Origin of the sequence: Streptococcus sp. HMSC077F03, assembly GCF_001812375.1 — a bacterium.
Taxonomy (GTDB): Bacteria; Bacillota; Bacilli; order Lactobacillales; family Streptococcaceae; genus Streptococcus; species Streptococcus oralis_S.
The window spans coordinates 23,820-42,895 of the sequence record NZ_KV808766.1 but is presented as its reverse complement, the minus strand read 5'-3'; the positions used below and the strand labels follow the sequence as shown (position 1 = coordinate 42,895).

Below are 19,076 nucleotides of genomic sequence, written 5' to 3'. Positions count from 1 at the left end.
TAGTTTGCTCTTTGATTTTCATTGAGTATCAAAAAGCAAGCCATCTTCGGCTTGCTTCTTTTTATCTTCAAAAGTGATTTGCCTCATTAACGAGGTGGCAGTCCAAGGGCGATACGGCCGTAGCGACTAATTCGTGTGATCTTCCAGGCAGGCGACCAGGTAACTTCAACCTTGACATCTTCGATACCCTCGATTTGTTTCAGACCTGCAACGATTTCGATAGGCAAACTTTCGGCGCAATCACAGGCAGTGTCGGTGAAGGTCATGACAATCTTGCAGAGACCTGTTTCATCTAGATTGATTTCATAAATCAGCCCTAGATTGTAAACATCCAATTCCACATCTGTATCAAAAACCTTCTCTAGTTTTTCGATAATTTGGTCTTGTAAGGCCAAAGCTCGGTCATTGATTTTGATATCGTCTCTCATAACAGTCCCTCCACCTGATAAATATCCTCTATTTTCTCATAATTCTGACAATTTGGCAAGTTTTTGATGAATTTTCTGAAAAAGACTCTCTTGAGATTTTCTCCTCTCACTGTTTTAATCCCTCTATTTATGGTAAAATAAGACTATTAAGTTAAAAGAGGACACCCTATGAAATTACAAAAACCAAAAGGAACGCAGGATATTTTACCTGCTGAATCTGCCAAGTGGCAGTACGTTGAGGGCTTTGCCCGTGAAATTTTCAAGCGCTATAACTATGCGGAAGTGCGTACGCCTATTTTTGAGCATTACGAGGTCATCAGTCGCTCTGTCGGAGATACAACGGATATCGTAACCAAGGAAATGTACGATTTTTATGACAAGGGTGACCGCCATATTACCCTTCGTCCAGAAGGAACTGCGCCTGTTGTCCGTTCCTATGTGGAAAATAAACTCTTTGCCCCAGAAGTGCAAAAGCCAAGTAAGTTCTACTATATGGGCCCTATGTTCCGTTATGAGCGTCCACAAGCAGGTCGTTTACGCCAGTTCCACCAGATTGGTGTCGAGTGCTTTGGCTCTAGTAATCCAGCTACCGATGTGGAAACCATCGCTATGGCGGCTCATTTCTTGAAAGAAATCGGCATCCAAGGTGTGAAATTGCACCTTAACACTCTGGGAAATCCTGAGAGCCGTGCGGCTTATCGTCAAGCCTTGATCGACTATTTAACACCGCTCAAGGAGACCTTGTCGAAGGATAGCCAACGTCGTTTGGAGGAAAATCCTCTCCGTGTCTTGGACTCTAAGGAAAAAGAAGACAAGGTAGCAGTAGAGAATGCGCCGTCTATCTTGGATTTCCTTGATGAGGAAAGCCAAGCTCATTTTGATGCCGTCCGTCAGATGTTGGAAAATCTGGGTGTAGACTATATCATCGATACCAATATGGTGCGCGGTCTGGACTATTACAACCACACGATTTTCGAGTTCATTACTGAGATTGAGGGCAATGACTTGACGGTCTGTGCGGGTGGTCGCTACGATGGTTTGGTTGCCTACTTTGGTGGTCCTGAAACTGCTGGATTTGGATTTGGCCTTGGTGTAGAGCGCCTGCTTCTCATTCTTGAAAAGCAAGGTGTGGCCCTCCCTATCGAAAACGCTCTAGATGTTTATATCGCAGTCTTGGGTGAAGGAGCAAATGTTAAGGCCTTGGAATTGGTACAAGCCCTTCGCCAACAAGGATTCAAAGCAGAGCGTGACTACCTCAACCGGAAGCTTAAAGCTCAGTTCAAGTCAGCCGATGTCTTTGCGGCTAAGACTCTCATCACGCTAGGGGAGAGCGAAGTCGAAAGCGGACAAGTGACGGTTAAGAACAACCAAACACGAGAAGAAGTTCAAGTGTCACTTGATGCTATCAATCAAAATTTCTCAGAAATCTTTGAAAAATTAGGCTTTTAATAGTAGAAAAACCGGTCAGGACCTTACTCCTGACCGTTTTCTTTTGCAAAATGACAAAAATCATAAACTTTTTGACAAATATACTTGTCAAAAAGAAAAAGATGTGTTACAATATAAGCAAGTTAAGAGTAAAGGAGAAAGGAATGCTTAAAAATCGTTTAAAAGAGCTTCGGGCTCGCGATGGTCTCAATCAAACCGAACTGGCCAAGTTAGCAGGAGTTTCCAGACAGACCATTAGCCTACTAGAACGGGATGAGTACACGCCATCCATCGTCATTGCCCTGAAGATTGCTCAGATATTCAATGAACCAGTCGAGTCGGTATTTCGTATAGAGGAGGATGAGTGATGAACAAGTGTAAAGTGATTTATTATCTATCTATAGTTGTGTTTATCGTAAATCTTTTGGCTATGATTGGAACATTACTGGGTTGGTTCTATTTTGTTGAAAGTAAGTATTTGTTTTGGATTAATTTAGTCCTCTTGTCCATTTTCAATCGGTTGAAGAAAAAGGAGAAAAATGATGAACAAGTATAAAGTAATCTATTATGTAGTTGCCATAGCTCTATTAGTCAGCGTATTTCTACTGATTGGGATGGACCTAGGCTGGTTTAATCCATATCAAAGCGACCAATTTGTTTGGACCTACTTTGCTCTCATCCCAGTAGTTGACTGGATTGAAAAGAAATCCAAAAATCTAGCAAGTGAAAAAGGAGAATGAATATGAAAAAGTTTTTAGCAGGTTTTCAAGTCGATACTGAGCACAAAGAACTTGCGGGTGTTTGTGCAGGTTTAGGAAATTATTTTAACATTCAAGCCAATATCGTTCGTTTGGTGACAGTCTTGCTGTTTCTCTCTTCGACAGAGATTGGGATTATAATAGTAACTCTCTATGCCTATCTAGCAGGTTGGCTTGGCAATGAACCCTTGGGAGATGGAGCAAAAAAAGCTAGAAACCAAGCTATTCTCTTGTTTGCTGTTTGTTTGATTTTGGTGTCACTTGGAACAGAAGGTTTGGTCGCTATCTTTGAGTCAGGTAAAGCCTTTGGTCAATGGTTGGTTGGATTAGTTTAGAAAGAGGATGAATATGAAAAAGAAACGTGGATTGTTATTTTTAATGGCTTTGATCTTGGGAGGCTTCTTGGGCATGTTTGCAGGGATGTTTAAGGCCTATACCGAAAACTATGGAACCATTTTAGATGTCAAAATCGTGATTCCATGGATATCATCTATTTGTTTACTGTTAGGTTTCATTAGTATGTTTTTGACTTTCGATTTCTTAAAGAAAAGCAGAAAATTTCACTCCTTGTATCAAGAGGAAATGGATGATGATCTGAATGAAACCTATTATGTACAAATGTATCGTAATCTCGAGTTTGGAACTATTGCTTTTAATAGTGCAGGCGTAGCGATTTTTTTGGCTCTTTTCATCTCAGGTAGTGAAGTAATTGTACTAAATATCAGCTATATAACCTTATCTCTTTCTTTTTTGGCATTAGTGATGATTTTCAGTGCTCAAAAATATCTCTATAAGACCATTGCGATCGTTCGTCAGTTTGATTTGGAATTCTTCTCTACACCAAAAGATGTCTTGGACTATATAAACTCCTACGATGAAGGGGAGCGCAAGGCTAATTTAGAACAGAGTTTTCGAATTTTATTCCAATTAAACCAGTATGTCCTGCCAACTCTCTATTTTCTAATCGTTCTCTTTTCCTTACTGACAGGAGAGATTCAGTTACTAGCCTTCTTGCTTGTAGGAGCGATCCATATTTATATCAATGTGATGCAATTACCTATGGTAAAACGTTATTTCAAATAGGAGTCTTTTATGAAATTACTTAAAAATCTTGGCTGGCTTCTTCTAGCTGTCCTATCCTTTTACTTTGGCTATGGTCTGATTCAGAGTATGGCTTTATCAGCGCTTGACCTAGGGGCTTCGATCTTTGGAGTCCTGCCACTTTATATCGTCCTGTCAGGAGCCTATGTTTATGGAGTTTACAGATGGTATCAGACAGAAAAGGTTAGCATCCAGACGACGGCTTTTAATCGTTATATTTGGTTGCCAACTCTGGTTTTGCTAGTGGCTATTGCAGCCCAGTTCTTTTTGCCAGAAGATCCGTCAGTCAATCAACAAATCGTATCACAACTGACAGTTGCTCAGCCTGTCTTTGGTTTCTTTATGGTGGTAGTCTTTGCTCCTCTGACGGAAGAACTCATCTTTAGAGGGATGCTGGCGCGCTATCTCTTTCCTAAGCAGAACAACAGCAAACAGACAGCTCTGTTTCTCCTCGTATCAAGTGTGCTTTTTGCCTTGATTCATTTTCCAGGGACTTTGCAACAGTTTTTAGTTTATGCTAGTCTGGGATTGAGTTTGGGACTGGCTTATGTAAGCCGAAAAGGTCTTCTTTACAGCATTTCTCTCCACGCTTTGAATAATTTAATCGGCTTTTTGATGATACTCATGCTATAATAGAGTCAGGAGGTCACATGAAACGAGTAATTTTATTAGCAGTGATACAGGCGGTCGTTCTCTTCTTTATCATCGGGGCACTTGCCTATGCCTTTAAAGGCGACTTCTTTTACAACTATCTAGCGGTTGTCTTTGCGCCTATTGCAGGTGTCTTGCGTTTTGCGACAGCTTATGCGACGGAGATTGTTCTACCTAAAAAGGCAGCTGAGATTGCTGAAAAGCGTAAAAAAGGTTAAGAATCATAATCAGAGAATCCGATGACGTTTTCATCGGATTTTTTGTCTGTTCGTTTTGATTTCTAAAGACAATCAAACTTTTCTGATGATTTTCATGAAGAGCCTGCGCTTTTATGGTAAAATAGTAACAGAATAAAAGAGGAGAGAAAACATGAAACGTAGTATGTATGCTGGTCGTGTTCGTGAGGAACATATCGGACAAGAAATTACTTTGAAAGGATGGGTTGGCCGTCGTCGTGACTTGGGTGGTTTAATCTTTATCGACCTTCGTGACCGTGAAGGAATCATGCAGTTGGTTATCAACCCTGAAAAAGTATCTGCAGAGGTCATGGCAACAGCTGAAAGTCTTCGCAGTGAGTTTGTCATCGAGGTGACTGGACAAGTCGCTGCGCGTGAGCAAGCTAATGATAAATTGCCGACTGGTGCAGTTGAGTTGAACGTGACAGCTTTGACGGTGCTTAATACAGCCAAAACAACACCTTTTGAGATTAAAGATGGGATTGAGGCCAATGACGATACACGTTTGCGTTACCGTTACCTTGACCTTCGTCGTCCAGAAATGCTAGAAAACCTTAAGCTTCGTGCCAAGGTGACCCACTCTATCCGTAATTACTTGGATGAGTTGGAGTTTATCGATGTGGAGACGCCATTCCTTTCGAAGTCAACGCCAGAAGGGGCGCGTGACTATTTGGTGCCATCTCGTGTCAATAAAGGGCATTTCTACGCTCTTCCTCAAAGTCCACAAATCACTAAGCAATTGTTGATGAATGCTGGTTTCGACCGCTATTACCAAATCGTCAAATGTTTCCGTGATGAGGACTTGCGTGGTGATCGTCAGCCTGAGTTCACCCAGGTCGACTTGGAAACATCCTTCCTTACGGAGCAAGAAATCCAAGATATTACAGAAGGATTGATTGCGCGCGTGATGAAAGAAACCAAAGGCATCGAAGTAACTCTTCCATTTCCTCGTATGAAGTATGATGATGCTATGGCCTTTTACGGTTCTGATAAGCCAGATACTCGTTTTGATATGTTGCTTCAGGACTTGACAGAAGTGGTTAGAGGTGTTGATTTCAAAGTCTTTTCAGAAGCACCTGCCGTTAAAGCTATTGTGGTCAAAGGAGCTGCGGATAACTACTCACGTAAAGACATTGACAAGATGACTGAAGTAGCTAAACAGTACGGTGCTAAAGGTCTTGCTTGGGTCAAGGTTGTGGATGGAGAATTAAACGGACCAGTTGCCAAGTTCTTGACTGGGATCCAAGCAGAATTGACTGCAGCACTTGGTCTTGAAGATAAGGACTTGGTTCTCTTTGTGGCGGATACGCTTGAGGTAGCCAATGCAACACTAGGCGCCCTTCGTGGACGTATCGCCAAAGAGCTTGGCTTGATTGATAACGATAAATTCAACTTCCTTTGGGTGGTTGATTGGCCAATGTTTGAATGGTCTGAAGAAGAAGGTCGCTACATGAGCGCCCACCATCCGTTCACTCTTCCACAGGAAGAAACAGCTCACGAATTAGAAGGTGATTTGGCTAAGGTTCGTGCCATTGCTTATGATATCGTCTTGAACGGTTATGAGCTTGGTGGTGGTAGCCTTCGTATCAACCAAAAAGACCTTCAAGAACGCATGTTCAAGGCTCTTGGTTTCTCAGCTGAAGAAGCCAATGACCAGTTTGGTTTCCTTCTTGAAGCCATGGACTATGGTTTCCCACCACACGGTGGTTTGGCTATCGGTCTTGACCGTTTTGTGATGCTCTTAGCAGGAGAAGAAAATATCCGTGAAGTCATTGCCTTTCCTAAGAACAATAAGGCAACCGACCCAATGACACAAGCTCCATCAACAGTCGCTCTCAAACAACTAGAGGAACTCAGCTTACAAGTAGAAGAAGATGAAACAAGCAAAACGAATTAAGCGGTGGCGCTATTATTTGCGCCGCTTTGCTTATCAGATAAAAATCTTACGAGTTTTACAAAGTATCTCTAGGGAAAAATATGATGAGAAAGTATCGGCTTCTCTGGTTTATGGCTTTCTGTCAGCAGTAGCAGTCAATTTCTTTTTTCAACCAGGGCACGTTTACTCCAGTGGTGCGACGGGTCTGGCACAGATTATCTCTGCCTTGAGTAATCACTGGTTTGGTTTTTACATTCCGATATCGCTAACCTTTTATGCTATCAATTTTCCGTTGATGATTTTGGCTTGGTATCAGATTGGGCATAAGTTTACAATCTTTACCTTCATCACAGTATCCATGAGTTCCCTCTTTATCCAGCTTGTACCGGTTGTGACCTTGACAGAGGATCCCATTATCAATGCCCTTTTTGGGGGTGTTGTCATGGGCTTGGGGATTGGTTTTGCGCTCCGTAACAATATTTCTAGCGGAGGTACAGATATCGTCAGTCTCACTATTCGAAAGAAAACGGGTAAGAATGTCGGTAGTATTTCTTTCTTGGTAAATGGAACCATCATGCTGATAGCAGGATTGACCTTTGGTTGGAAATACGCTCTCTACTCCATGATTACCATCTTTGTCTCCAGTCGTGTGACAGACGCGGTCTTTACCAAGCAAAAACGCATGCAGGCCATGATTGTGACCAATAATCCTGACAAGGTAATCGCAAAAATCCATAAAAAATTGCACCGCGGAGCAACCATGATCCACGATGCAGAAGGAACCTATAATCATGAGAGAAAAGCAGTCTTGATTACGGTTATCACACGAGCAGAGTTTAATGATTTTAAACACATCATGAAACAGATCGATCCGACAGCCTTTGTCTCTGTATCTGAAAATGTCCACATTCTCGGACGATTCGTAGAAACAGACAATTAATAATATTCAAAAGACCAGCCTTGGGGCTGGTCTTTATTTTTCGATAATTTTGTGTCCAATCAACTGGCGGTAACAAATCTGTTTATTGTTTTTAGCATCGTTGATAATCTGGAGAATGGTTTCAAAGGAAACGCGCCCAAGTTCCAGGCTATTGATGTCCACATAAGCTACGAGGTCAAGTCGAGGATTGACAGAGTCGAAACTCAAGACAGGAACAGTTAACTGATGCTTACTGATGTAGTCACAAACCCCTTCTGCAAGGAGACTGTCAGTTGTGATAATAGCGTCAATCTGTGGATCGTGATTGAACAGGAGTTCACTGAATTGATACCCTTTTTCTTCTAGAAATTCGTTTGCAAAGTAGGTTAAGTTGGTATCAATCGGAAGTTGGTGTTGTTTGAGTGCGGACTCATAGCCAGTTAGACGATCTTGTGTTACGAAGAGTCGCTTTGTCCCCCCGATGAAGGCAATTCGTTTACATCCTTTTTTGATGAAATACTCTGTCGCATCAAAGCCCGCCTGTACATTGTCATTATCAACAAGAGGGATAAAGGGTGAAGTGGATTTTCCGAGAATGAGGAAGGGGAACTGCTCATCAGCTACTAGCTTGACCAGAGGATCTTCTTCCTCGGCGTAGAGGAAAATCAAACCGTCAACACGCTTGCCATAAACCATCTGAGAAATCGCATTGAGACGTTCTTTCTCATCTTTCCCCGTTGCAATCTGAATAGCATAGTGGTTTTCAGACGCGACTTGGGCGATACCACGAAGGACAGATGGGAAGAAAGGATTTTGGTAAAAGGCATCCGAGTCGTCAGGGAGCACCAGGCCGATAACCTGAGTATAGCTACTTACCAAGCTACGAGCATTGAGGTTGGGATGGTAGTTGAGTTCCTTCATTGCCTTGCGAACTCGTTTTTTGGTTTCATCACTAATCGTTGATTTATTTTGAATGACGCGGGTAACAGTTGAAGGTGAGACACCTGCTGCTTTAGCCACATCTTTAATCGTCACGGGCATAAAAATCTCCTATTTATGATAATCTGGATCACGGAAATGTGTCTTGTAAAAAATAGTGACCAGATAAAGAACAAAAAGAATGTTTTGTACAGTGATAAGCGTTGTCATATTTTGGCCAAAAAGTCCCAAAATAAGCGTAATCAGAGTGGGTAATCCTAAACAGTTCAAGATAAAATGGTAGCACTCTTTAAAAGTCCTAAATGAAAAGAGGCGTGATTTTTTGGTGATATAAAGGAGAAGACTAGCTCCAAGAGAGACAATGAAGAAATTCAATCCAAAGAGGAAGCTAGCACCAAGAACGAGAAAGAGACTGATATAGACCCGATTTTGTTGGTACCAATCTTTAGAAATGGCCTGGGTTAGATCTTCCTTACTCTGGAAACTCTCCGTTTGAATCGCGTGGTAGCGAATGCGAGTTAGTTCCTTACTTTCCTTACTGATGACGAGTTCTTCCGTATCAAAATGAAGTTGCAAGTCCTTTGGCAATTCTTTGCTTTGGCTCGGGCCAATCAAAAGAGAAGGCTGCTGATTCTTCGTACCTGAGTAGTTCAGCTTTCCATCAACGATTTGTGCATTCTCTGACAAGTCCATGATGGCTTCATCTGTCAGTGGAGTGTAGACATTATCGATAAAGGTATCCAGTGGATACGTTTCCTGTGAGCTGTTTTGAATGGCAATCGGAACCATAGACAAACTGATGAGGAAAATGCTCGTAAAGAGAAGCTGAAACCAGTTGAGGCCGAAACGTTTTGATAGGGGGTTGCGAAATCCCCAGATACTAGAGAAATACGAGAATGGATATGGAAGCATAGGCATCTTTCTAAAAGTGTTTTCTATATGAGTATTATATAGAGAAATGTGCTTTATTTCAAGTCTAGGAAATCAATTATGTATTGAAAGAGGGCTTTCAATAAGATTTGTAGAAGGGTGTCCAATCTTGTAGCTTTAGCCACAAGCTCCAAAATGAAAAAGGGTGGCGGGGATAAATTATCCCTTGTCGCCACCACTTGTAAGTCCTGAAACAAAGTTCTTTTGTAAGAAGAAGAAGAGTGTACAGATTGGAAGTGCGATGAGGATGGCACCTGCTGAGAAGTAGGCAATCTTCAAGTTCTTCGCATTGTTGACGAAGGTTTGGAGACCAACGGCAACTGTAAAGTATTCTTTCTCACGAAGCAAGAAACTAGAGAGGATATAGTCTCCGAAAGGTCCCATGAAGGCCCAGAGGGCTTGTACCGCAACCATTGGGCGAACAAGAGGGAGGACGATTTGCCAGAAGCGGCGGAAGTGTCCTGCACCATCAAGTTTTGCTGATTCATCAAGAGACATTGGTACGGTATCAAAGTAACCTTTCATCAACCAAGCGTTCATAGGGATACCACCACCGACATAGAGGAAGATGAGGAACCAGCTATGGTTAAGGGCGTTCAACATAAGTGCCATAACGAAGAAGGCAGTCAAAGCAGCCATGGTTGGCACCATTTGGATAATCAAGAAGAAGACCAAACTTTGTTTACGAGCCAAGAAGTTGTATCGACTGTAGGCATAACCAGCAAGTACGATGATGCTTGTTTGGACAGCCATTGTAATCAAGGCAATGATCAAGGTATTGAGATACCAAGTGCCGTACAAGGTTTCAGTGAAGAGTCCTTTAAAGTTATCAAAACTAAAATCGACGTTACCATCTAGTTTAAAGGCTACCACGTTACCAGACTTGAAGGCTGACATAATGGTAATCAAAAGTGGATAAATAATGACGATTGATAAGCCAATCAAGTAGAGGTAAGTGAGGGTTTGAGTCAGTCTACGTTTGAGTTTGATTGAGTTATTCATCTTAGACGTCCTCCATATCAAATGCGTGTAGTTTCTTGAATGCAATCATAGAGATAGAGATGACAATAATGGAGATAATCAAGGTAACAGCTGCCGCCATAGAGTATTGTGGGGCTGTACCTGTTGTCAAACGGTAAATCCATGAGATCAAGATATCAGTTGAACCGGCTCCACCACCAACGCTACCAGGTCCTCCACCATTAAAGAGATACATGATAGAGAAGTTGTTAAAGTTGAAGGTGTATTGGCTGATCAATGTTGGAGCTGCAACAGCCAAGATCATTGGGAAAGTGATGTTGCGGAATTTTTGCCAAGCATTGGCACCATCGATGTAAGCCGCTTCGTAGAGGTCGTTAGGAATAGACTGCAAGATACCCAAGGTCAAAACGTAGATGTATGGGAAACCTAGCCAACCTTGCATCATAATCAAGGCAATCTTAGTCCAAGTCGGATCGGTTTTCCAAGGGATAAGAGCTCCATCTAGGAAAGGAAGAACCTTAGACAAAAGAGGCAAGACTTGGGTGTTGATGGCACCAACACTATCATTAAACATGTTTGAGAATGTCAAGATAGTGATGAAGGCTGGAACTGCCCAAGGAAGAAGGAAAATAACACCGAAGATACGTTTTCCTTTGATAAATGGTTGGTTGGCAATGATGGCAGTAAAGATACCAATGACAATCTGCAAAGTAGAAGCAGATAAAGCCCAGATAATGGTCCAAGAAAGAACGGAACCAAAGGCTGAACGGAAGGTACTCAAACTCCAGATGTTTGTGAAGTTCGTTAAACCAACCCAGTCCAACAATTTGTTTGGTGGCAAGTGTTGGAAGTCGTAGTTGGTAAAGGCAATCATCAAGGTTACGATAACAGGGAAGATAATTGCAAATGTCATCGCTACATACGATGGGATGATTAAAAGGTATGGGAATCCATTTTCATAAATGCCTTTAATCATGTCCTTGAAGGTACGAGCTACGGGAATACCGTTGTTGATACGTTTAGCAGTCGTATGTGCATCCTTGATATTAAAGATGTAAAAGAGCAAGTAAACGACAACAAAGATAGAATGGAAAGCACCGCGAATCAGCATGAAGAGTGAATTATCACGGCCAGGTTTGTCACCAAGGGTGACCAAATTGCTTAATTCAGGGGTTGCAAGTGTTAGAAAATACAGAACAAATAGAACAGTAATGCCAAGGAAAATAAATCCTTTAGCTTTTTGTTTGTTATAGATTTGTCCTAAACCAGGAATGATTGACAGCAAGGCTGCTTTGCGAGGCTGTTGTTTTTCCATGATTACTCCTTTCATAGGATGCGAGTTTAAACTCGGATTCAATCGTAAGATACGTACATCTGATAAGAAGCATATCTATAAATTCAAAGGGGGATTTTGCTTCCACCCCCCTTGAACAATTCAATTAGTTACCAAATTTTTGTTGGATTGTTTCCTTGATCAATGTTACAGCATCGTTAGCAGCTGTTTTCGCATCTTTCTTACCACTTACAGCATCAAAGAGCATAGTTTTTGCTGGATCCCAAACTGTTGACATTTGTGAGATGTTTGGCATTGGTTGAGCGTTCTTGAACTGTTTGATAACAGCTGTAGTCAACTCATCGTTTTTGCCTTCAGCATAAGTACGAGCCTCAGTGTTAGCTGGGATTTCATTGGTTGCATCGTAGAATGCTTTTTGTTGTTCAGTTGAAACTAGGAAGTCTACAAATTTTTGAGCGCCTTCAAGATTCTTAGTGCTTGATGGGATGATCCAAGCTTTACCACCACCGAATGCTGCGTAATCTTTACCGTTTGGAAGAGTTGGGATAGTCGCAACACCGTAGTTTACTTTAGCATCTTTAAAGGATTGAGCTTTCCAAGGACCATCGATGATAGCAGCTGTTTTGCCTTCTTGGAATTGAGTTTGGATCAAGTTACCAGCACCTTCAGTATCTTGCATACCTTTAGGCCATTTTTCGTACCAAGATTTAGCGTATTCGATACCTTTGATTGCTCCGTCGTTTGCAAGACCGATATCTTTAGGATCTTTACCATTTTGACCGAATACATAACCACCGTTACCAGCAAGGAGTCCATATGCGTAGTAGAAGTTTGTCCAGTCAGCTAAGAAGGCAGTAGTTTTGCCATCTTCACCAGCGAAAGCATATTTGCTATCTTTTGCAAGTTCTTCTAGTTCAGCAAAAGTTTTTGGAGCTTCTTTTAGCAAGTCTTTGTTGTAGTACATTACGAGAGACTCGATAACGGCTGGAGCACCATAGACTTTACCACCAACAGTTACAAGAGATTTAGTAGTATCGTCTGTTTTCGCACCATCATTAAGAGTTACTTCTGAAAGTTGTCCGTCAGTACCAAGGCTACCTACACGGTCGTATGGAGCCATCATAACATCAGGGGCTTTACCAGATTGGTTGTCAAGTGAAAGGTTATCAAGACCACCCATTTGGTCTCCTGTTTTGATCGTAACTTTTACGCCAGATTCTTTTTCGTAAGCTTTTGCAGCTGATTCAGCGAAGGCTTTATATTGGTCTTCAACGTAGAAAGTGATTTCTTGTGCTTCTGAAGAGCTAGTATCAGCTGCTTTGTCAGCAGATTTGCTTCCGCAAGCTACCAAGAGCAAGCTAGCGAGAGTAGCAGTTCCGAGCACAGCAGCGCTCTTCATGAATTTAGATGACATAGTGTATTCCTCCTAAAGAATAACAGTATAATTTATTTAGAAAACGCAAACGTTTTCTTTTATGAGCCTAGTATAGCACAAATAGAAAACGGTTGCAAGCGTTTTTAAAAAGTTTTTTAAAAAAATTTTAAGGTTTCAAACATTTGTTAAAGCCTTTATATAGGAAAGAACTTAAAACGGTTGTTTTTCTTGAATGGAAAATATACTAGGGAAACGATTGCGTAAATTCGGCTTGTTTTTTCAGAAAATAGAGCAGATATTGGGAATGAATTATCTTAAATCAGAAAATCTTTAAAATTTTTTTGGCTCATTTCATAAAATATCAGTGGGAACAAGTTTTGTTTGATTAAAATAATTCAAAAAAAATTTTTTAAAACCGCTTGCATTTGTGTTCAAAATACGCTATACTTAATTTAACGCAAACGTTTGCGCCTTGATTGCGCAACGTTTTATAACAAACACATGAGGTGCTATTATGAAAAAACGTCAAAGTGGTGTGTTGATGCACATCTCTTCTCTTCCAGGAGCATACGGGATTGGATCATTTGGCCAAAGCGCCTATGATTTCGTTGATTTCTTGGTTCGTACGAAGCAACGTTACTGGCAAATCCTCCCTCTCGGGACAACAAGCTATGGAGATTCTCCATACCAATCATTCTCGGCCTTTGCTGGGAATACGCATTTTATCGACCTTGATATCTTGGTAGAGCAAGGCTTGCTCGAAGCCAGTGATCTTAAAGGTGTTGACTTTGGTAGCGATGCATCTGAAGTTGACTATGCGAAGATTTATTATGCACGTCGTCCACTTTTAGAAAAAGCAGTGAAACGCTTCTTGGAAGTGGGTGATGTCAAAGATTTTGAGAAGTTTGCTCAAGATAACCAATCATGGCTTGAACTCTTCGCTGAGTATATGGCAATCAAAGAGCATTTTGACAATCTTGCTTGGACAGAATGGCCAGATGCAGATGCTCGTGCGCGTAAAGCTTCAGCACTTGAAAGCTACCGTGAGAAATTGGCAGACAAGTTGGTTTACAACCGTGTGACTCAATACTTCTTCTTCCAACAATGGTTGAAATTGAAAGCCTACGCTAACGATAACCACATCGAAATCGTTGGTGACATGCCTATCTACGTAGCGGAAGATTCAAGCGACATGTGGGCAAATCCACATCTCTTCAAGACAGATGCCAATGGTAAAGCAACTTGCATCGCAGGATGCCCACCAGATGAGTTTTCTGCCACTGGTCAACTTTGGGGGAACCCAATCTATGACTGGGAAGCAATGGACAAAGACGGTTACAAATGGTGGATTGAACGCTTGCGCGAAAGCTTCAAGATCTACGATATTGTTCGTATCGACCACTTCCGTGGTTTCGAATCTTACTGGGAAATTCCTGCTGGTTCCGATACAGCAGCACCTGGTAAATGGGTAAAAGGTCCTGGCTACAAACTCTTTGCAGCCGTTAAGAAGGACCTTGGTGAGCTAAACATCATCGCAGAAGACCTTGGTTTCATGACAGATGAAGTCATCGAGTTGCGTGAGCGTACTGGCTTCCCAGGAATGAAGATTCTTCAATTCGCCTTCAATCCAGAAGACGAAAGTATCGATAGCCCACACTTGGCACCTGCCAACTCTGTTATGTACACAGGAACACATGATAACAATACAGTTCTTGGTTGGTACCGTAATGAGATTGACGATCCAACTCGTGAATACATGGCTCGTTACACGAACCGTAAAGAGTATGAAACAGTACCACACGCAATGCTTCGCACAGTCTTTTCATCAGTTAGCTTCATGGCTATTGCAACCATGCAAGACTTGCTAGAACTAGATGAGTCAGCTCGTATGAACTTCCCATCTACTCTTGGTGGAAACTGGTCATGGCGTATGACAGCAGACCAACTCACACCAGCTGTTGAAGAAACTTTGCTTGACTTGACTACAATTTATCGCCGAATCAATGAAAATTTGGTAGAATTAAAGAAATAAGACAATATCAGGAGACACATAAACATGTTACCATTAAACGAATTTGTACAAAAACGTTACAATAAAACCATTGCAGAATGTAGCAATGAAGAGCTTTACCTTGCTCTTCTCAACTACAGCAAGCTTGCTAGCAGTCAAAAACCAGTCAACACTGGTAAGAAAAAAGTTTACTACATCTCAGCTGAGTTCTTGATCGGTAAACTCTTGTCAAACAACTTGATTAACCTTGGTCTTTACGACGATGTGAAAAAAGAACTTGCTGCTGCAGGTAAAGAGTTGATTGAAATTGAAGAAGTCGAATTGGAACCATCACTTGGTAACGGTGGTTTGGGACGTTTGGCAGCCTGCTTTATCGACTCAATCGCTACACTTGGTTTGAATGGTGATGGTGTTGGTTTGAACTACCACTTCGGTCTTTTCCAACAAGTTCTTAAAAACAACCAACAAGAAACGATTCCTAACGCTTGGTTGACAGAGCAAAACTGGTTGGTTCGCTCAAGCCGTAGCTACCAAGTGCCATTTGCACACTTTACCTTGACATCAACTCTTTACGATATTGATGTTCCTGGTTACAAGACAGCTACTAAAAACCGCTTGCGTTTGTTTGACTTGGATTCAGTTGATTCTTCTATCATCGAAGACGGTATCAACTTTGACAAGACAGATATCGCTCGCAACTTGACTCTCTTCCTTTACCCAGACGATAGCGACAAGCAAGGTGAATTGCTCCGTATCTTCCAACAATACTTCATGGTTTCAAACGGTGCGCAATTGATCATCGACGAAGCAATCGAAAAAGGAAGCAACTTGCATGACCTTGCAGACTACGCTGTTGTACAAATCAACGATACTCACCCATCAATGGTGATTCCTGAATTGATCCGTCTCTTGACTGCGCGAGGTATCGAGCTTGATGAAGCAATCTCAATCGTTCGTAGTATGACTGCCTACACTAACCACACAATCCTTGCTGAAGCCCTTGAAAAATGGCCTCTTGAATTCTTGCAAGAAGTGGTTCCTCACTTGGTACCAATCATCGAAGAATTGGATCGTCGTGTGAAGGCAGAATACAAAGACTCAGCTGTTCAAATCATCGATGAGAATGATCGTGTACACATGGCGCACATGGATATTCACTATGGATACAGCGTAAACGGGGTTGCAGCTCTTCACACTGAAATCTTGAAGAACTCAGAGTTGAAAGCTTTCTACGACATCTACCCAGAAAAATTCAACAACAAAACAAACGGTATCACATTCCGTCGTTGGCTTATGCATGCTAACCCAAGCTTGTCTCACTACTTGGATGAGATTCTTGGACATGGTTGGCACCATGAAGCAGATGAGCTTGAAAAACTCTTGTCATACGAAGACAAGGCTGCTGTTAAAGAAAAATTGGAAAGTATCAAGGCTCACAACAAACGTAAATTGGCTCGTCACTTGAAAGAACACCAAGGTGTGGAAATCAATACAAACTCTATCTTTGATATCCAGATCAAACGTCTTCACGAGTACAAACGCCAACAAATGAACGCTTTGTATGTGATCCACAAATACCTTGACATCAAGGCTGGTAACATCCCTGCTCGTCCAATCACAGTCTTCTTTGGTGGTAAAGCAGCTCCTGCCTACACAATCGCTCAAGACATCATTCACTTGATCCTTTGCTTGTCAGAAGTGATTGCAAATGATCCAGAAGTAGCTCCACACTTGCAAGTGGTTATGGTTGAAAACTACAACGTTACTGCAGCAAGCTTCCTTATCCCAGCATGTGACATCTCAGAACAAATCTCACTTGCTTCTAAAGAAGCTTCAGGTACTGGTAACATGAAATTCATGTTGAACGGAGCTTTGACTCTTGGTACTATGGACGGTGCTAACGTGGAAATCGCTGAGTTGGTTGGCGACGAAAATATCTACATCTTCGGTGAAGATTCAGAAACTGTTATCGACCTTTACGCAAAAGCAGCTTACAAATCAAGCGAATTCTACGCTCGTGAAGCTATCAAACCATTGGTTGACTTCATCGTGAGTGACGCTGTTCTTGCAGTAGGCAAGAAAGAACGCTTGGAACGTCTTTACAACGAATTGATCAACAAAGACTGGTTCATGACTCTCCTTGACTTGGAAGACTACATTAAAGTCAAAGAGCAAATGCTTGCTGACTACGAAGACCGCGACGCATGGTTGGATAAAGTCATCGTTAACATTGCCAAAGCAGGATTCTTCTCATCTGACCGTACAATCGCTCAGTACAACGAAGATATCTGGCACTTGAACTAAGATACAAATTCATACTAATACATTTTGTAAAAAGCGAGTTTCAATTGAAATTCGCTTTTTTGAATGATGTGGATTTTAGCCAATCAGGTCTAAAAAGAGATAAATCATAGATACGTTGAAGTTTTAGAAATACTGCTTTTTACTGTATTTCAGTCTCATGATTCTTCGTAGTTGATGGCTTCGTATTTCTTGTATCCGCTTATAATTTGTATTATAATAGCATTGTGGTGAAGAAAGAAGGTGTTTTTATGTGGAAAAAATATTTTTCAAAATATAAATGGACTGATTTATTTTGGATACTATTTGTGGTTTTGTCATCACTCTCGATGGGGAATCGTACTCTTTTTCCACTTACCCATCAAGAAATCTCTTATCATGGGTGCTATTTGGGGATTACACTTGCCTCATTTCACTTATTATTCATTGATAAATTTGTCATTTCGAATCGAAAATAAATGGAGAGGTTAAAATTTTTTCCACTTTTCGGATAGACAGTTGAAAAATCGCGATTTAAACCCACGCCTCAAGAAGAGGTGCGGGTTTTTGTCTTATCTGAAAGTTTTAATTACAGTGCTTTCCCAACCAAAATCTCTGCTTCAATGGTAATCTCTGTCAGTTGGCTCCAGTCAATCTTGGTATGGTCAACGTGAAAGAGTAAGGGCGTCATGGCAAGCAGGGCTTGGCGTTGCTCAGCTGAGATAGGTTTTGTTAAGGAAGCAATCTGACTAGATTGGATTCTGAAATGTTCCTGGAAATGTTCTTTGATATCTTGGTTGGAATAATCCTTCTTTGTCAGCTGGTCCTGCACCATTTGACGGATTTCTTTGAGGTGATTTTCGGTTGGGATGACCTTGATCAAAATACCGTCTTTGGATAAAACGCGACGGAATTCCCCATAGTTGGCAGGCGAGAAGATATCAAGCAGGATATCCATGCTGGCGTCTTTTATAGGAAGACGAGCCAGGTCGCCGACAAACCAGTTGACCGCCCAGTTTGGTTCGCTCTTGGCAGCGATTTGAACGGAATCTTTTGAAATATCAAAGGCGTAAAAGGTTTTGTCAGAGTGACTTTCTTGGAGCTTGCGAGAGTAGAAGCCTTCGCCACAACCGATATCCAAGACTGTTTTTGCGGATGGTTTAGTGGCTAGTAAGTCGGAGATACCTTCTAAGATAGCCTGATAAAAGCCAGCCTCTAGGATTTCTTGGCGGTTTTGAAAGTTTTCCTTGTCGTAGTTGGCAGATTGCTTGATTTGAGGAGCCAAGTTGACATAGCCAAATTTTGCCAAGTCAAAAGAATGACGATTGCTACACTTGAGACTGCTCTCTACTAAGGTTAGATTTTCTTGGCAGATAGGACAGGCAAAGGCAGTCGCAGCAGCGAAGCGCTGAAGTTTGGGTTTGAGATTTGTATTCATAGTTTAAGTGTATCAAAAGAGGCAAGTGAAAGCAACTTTAGGAGCAAGTAGATGGGAGATTCAGTAGAAATAAAACTAATTCTCCAATTTATAAAATGAAATTGCTTTTATATCTAAATTGCTATATAATAATGATAAGGAGGAAATAAGTATGTTAAAAGAAGTATTAACCGTTGCAAAAGTTGCGAAAAAATCTTCATTATTTTTGGGTGGTGTCGCATTTGGTACCCTTGGTTTGAAAATCTTAGCAAGTAAGGAAGCTAAAAAAGGTTATTCTAAAGCTTTGGCTAAGGCTTACAAGTTGAAAGACGAGCTAGATGCATCTGTTTCTGTTGTGAAACAACATGGAGACGATGTTTTGCAAGATGCTAAATATTTGTATGAGCAAGAGAAAAAAGAAGAGCAATTAGATAGCCTTATAGGAGAATAAT

General features: G+C 41.4%; 21 protein-coding genes. 14 read left to right on the top strand and 7 right to left on the bottom strand.

All coding sequences use genetic code 11. The features are described 5' to 3' along the window. Nucleotides 1-86 precede the first annotated feature (86 nt). Complete coding sequence (locus tag HMPREF2853_RS03260; RefSeq protein ID WP_001204052.1) at nucleotides 87-428, bottom strand: metal-sulfur cluster assembly factor; 342 nt, start codon at nucleotides 426-428, stop codon at nucleotides 87-89. A 168-nt stretch (nucleotides 429-596) separates the two neighbouring features. Here HMPREF2853_RS03260 and hisS point away from each other — a divergent pair, with 168 nt between their 5' ends. From hisS to HMPREF2853_RS03210, 10 genes are all read left to right on the top strand, one after another. After that, a complete protein-coding gene (gene hisS / locus HMPREF2853_RS03255; RefSeq protein WP_049549810.1) occupies nucleotides 597-1,877 on the top strand; it encodes a histidine--tRNA ligase in 1,281 nt (426 codons plus the stop codon). 143 nt (nucleotides 1,878-2,020) lie between these two features. After that, nucleotides 2,021-2,224 (top strand): helix-turn-helix transcriptional regulator, encoded by a 204-nt coding sequence (locus HMPREF2853_RS03250; RefSeq protein ID WP_049549811.1) that lies wholly within the window; start codon nucleotides 2,021-2,023, stop codon nucleotides 2,222-2,224. Continuing rightward, on the top strand, nucleotides 2,224-2,412 hold the full coding sequence (locus HMPREF2853_RS10000) for a hypothetical protein (RefSeq protein WP_070534843.1): 189 nt from the start codon (nucleotides 2,224-2,226) through the stop codon (nucleotides 2,410-2,412). Before HMPREF2853_RS03250 ends, HMPREF2853_RS10000 begins: the two co-directional genes overlap by 1 nt. After that, a complete protein-coding gene (locus HMPREF2853_RS03240) occupies nucleotides 2,399-2,596 on the top strand; it encodes a hypothetical protein (RefSeq protein WP_033583605.1) in 198 nt (65 codons plus the stop codon). Before HMPREF2853_RS10000 ends, HMPREF2853_RS03240 begins: the two co-directional genes overlap by 14 nt. A 2-nt stretch (nucleotides 2,597-2,598) precedes the next feature. Next, a complete protein-coding gene (locus tag HMPREF2853_RS03235) occupies nucleotides 2,599-2,949 on the top strand; it encodes a PspC domain-containing protein (RefSeq protein ID WP_070534841.1) in 351 nt (116 codons plus the stop codon). A 13-nt stretch (nucleotides 2,950-2,962) separates the two neighbouring features. After that, nucleotides 2,963-3,697: a DUF3169 family protein gene (locus tag HMPREF2853_RS03230; protein ID WP_000730199.1), complete on the top strand. Its 735-nt coding sequence runs from the start codon at nucleotides 2,963-2,965 to the stop codon at nucleotides 3,695-3,697. A 9-nt stretch (nucleotides 3,698-3,706) separates the two neighbouring features. Further along, complete coding sequence (locus tag HMPREF2853_RS03225; RefSeq protein ID WP_049549814.1) at nucleotides 3,707-4,348, top strand: CPBP family intramembrane glutamic endopeptidase; 642 nt, start codon at nucleotides 3,707-3,709, stop codon at nucleotides 4,346-4,348. Nucleotides 4,349-4,365: 17 nt separating this feature from the next. Then, nucleotides 4,366-4,584, top strand: coding sequence for a hypothetical protein (locus tag HMPREF2853_RS03220; protein WP_000832178.1), 219 nt, complete (start codon nucleotides 4,366-4,368; stop codon nucleotides 4,582-4,584). Between the two features lie 151 nt (nucleotides 4,585-4,735). Beyond that, nucleotides 4,736-6,499, top strand: coding sequence for an aspartate--tRNA ligase (gene aspS / locus HMPREF2853_RS03215; RefSeq protein WP_049549815.1), 1,764 nt, complete (start codon nucleotides 4,736-4,738; stop codon nucleotides 6,497-6,499). Continuing rightward, entirely contained in the window at nucleotides 6,477-7,418 is a 942-nt protein-coding gene (locus HMPREF2853_RS03210) for a YitT family protein (RefSeq protein WP_000806298.1), read from the top strand. The genes aspS and HMPREF2853_RS03210 overlap by 23 nt, the downstream gene beginning before the upstream one ends. A gap of 33 nt (nucleotides 7,419-7,451) precedes the next feature. Here the strand turns inward: HMPREF2853_RS03210 and HMPREF2853_RS03205 are convergent, their stop codons facing one another. The 5 genes from HMPREF2853_RS03205 to HMPREF2853_RS03185 form a co-directional block, all read right to left on the bottom strand. Next, complete coding sequence (locus HMPREF2853_RS03205; protein ID WP_001145426.1) at nucleotides 7,452-8,438, bottom strand: LacI family DNA-binding transcriptional regulator; 987 nt, start codon at nucleotides 8,436-8,438, stop codon at nucleotides 7,452-7,454. 9 nt (nucleotides 8,439-8,447) lie between these two features. Then, the gene (locus HMPREF2853_RS03200) at nucleotides 8,448-9,248 is read right to left on the bottom strand and encodes a DUF1189 domain-containing protein (protein ID WP_002880570.1); all 801 of its coding nucleotides are present in this window, start codon (nucleotides 9,246-9,248) and stop codon (nucleotides 8,448-8,450) included. A gap of 177 nt (nucleotides 9,249-9,425) precedes the next feature. Then, a complete protein-coding gene (locus tag HMPREF2853_RS03195) occupies nucleotides 9,426-10,268 on the bottom strand; it encodes a sugar ABC transporter permease (RefSeq protein ID WP_001065650.1) in 843 nt (280 codons plus the stop codon). 1 nt (nucleotide 10,269) lies between these two features. Next, complete coding sequence (locus tag HMPREF2853_RS03190) at nucleotides 10,270-11,562, bottom strand: sugar ABC transporter permease (protein WP_000414940.1); 1,293 nt, start codon at nucleotides 11,560-11,562, stop codon at nucleotides 10,270-10,272. Nucleotides 11,563-11,686: 124 nt separating this feature from the next. After that, the gene (locus HMPREF2853_RS03185; RefSeq protein ID WP_070534840.1) at nucleotides 11,687-12,955 is read right to left on the bottom strand and encodes an extracellular solute-binding protein; all 1,269 of its coding nucleotides are present in this window, start codon (nucleotides 12,953-12,955) and stop codon (nucleotides 11,687-11,689) included. Nucleotides 12,956-13,430: 475 nt separating this feature from the next. Between HMPREF2853_RS03185 and malQ the strand changes: the two genes are divergently transcribed. From malQ to HMPREF2853_RS10060, 3 genes are all read left to right on the top strand, one after another. Further along, nucleotides 13,431-14,948, top strand: a complete 1,518-nt coding sequence (gene malQ / locus HMPREF2853_RS03180) for a 4-alpha-glucanotransferase (protein ID WP_070534838.1) — start codon at nucleotides 13,431-13,433, stop codon at nucleotides 14,946-14,948. Nucleotides 14,949-14,972: 24 nt separating this feature from the next. After that, nucleotides 14,973-17,231, top strand: coding sequence for a glycogen/starch/alpha-glucan family phosphorylase (gene glgP / locus HMPREF2853_RS03175; RefSeq protein WP_070534836.1), 2,259 nt, complete (start codon nucleotides 14,973-14,975; stop codon nucleotides 17,229-17,231). Between the two features lie 248 nt (nucleotides 17,232-17,479). Further along, a complete protein-coding gene (locus HMPREF2853_RS10060; protein ID WP_009013759.1) occupies nucleotides 17,480-17,686 on the top strand; it encodes a hypothetical protein in 207 nt (68 codons plus the stop codon). A gap of 110 nt (nucleotides 17,687-17,796) precedes the next feature. On the opposite strand, the gene HMPREF2853_RS03165 is transcribed toward HMPREF2853_RS10060, so the two are convergent. Then, nucleotides 17,797-18,645: a putative RNA methyltransferase gene (locus HMPREF2853_RS03165; protein ID WP_070534834.1), complete on the bottom strand. Its 849-nt coding sequence runs from the start codon at nucleotides 18,643-18,645 to the stop codon at nucleotides 17,797-17,799. A gap of 151 nt (nucleotides 18,646-18,796) precedes the next feature. Here HMPREF2853_RS03165 and HMPREF2853_RS03160 point away from each other — a divergent pair, with 151 nt between their 5' ends. Then, nucleotides 18,797-19,075, top strand: coding sequence for a DUF6110 family protein (locus HMPREF2853_RS03160; RefSeq protein WP_000910909.1), 279 nt, complete (start codon nucleotides 18,797-18,799; stop codon nucleotides 19,073-19,075). The last annotated feature ends 1 nt before the right edge of the window (nucleotide 19,076 follow it).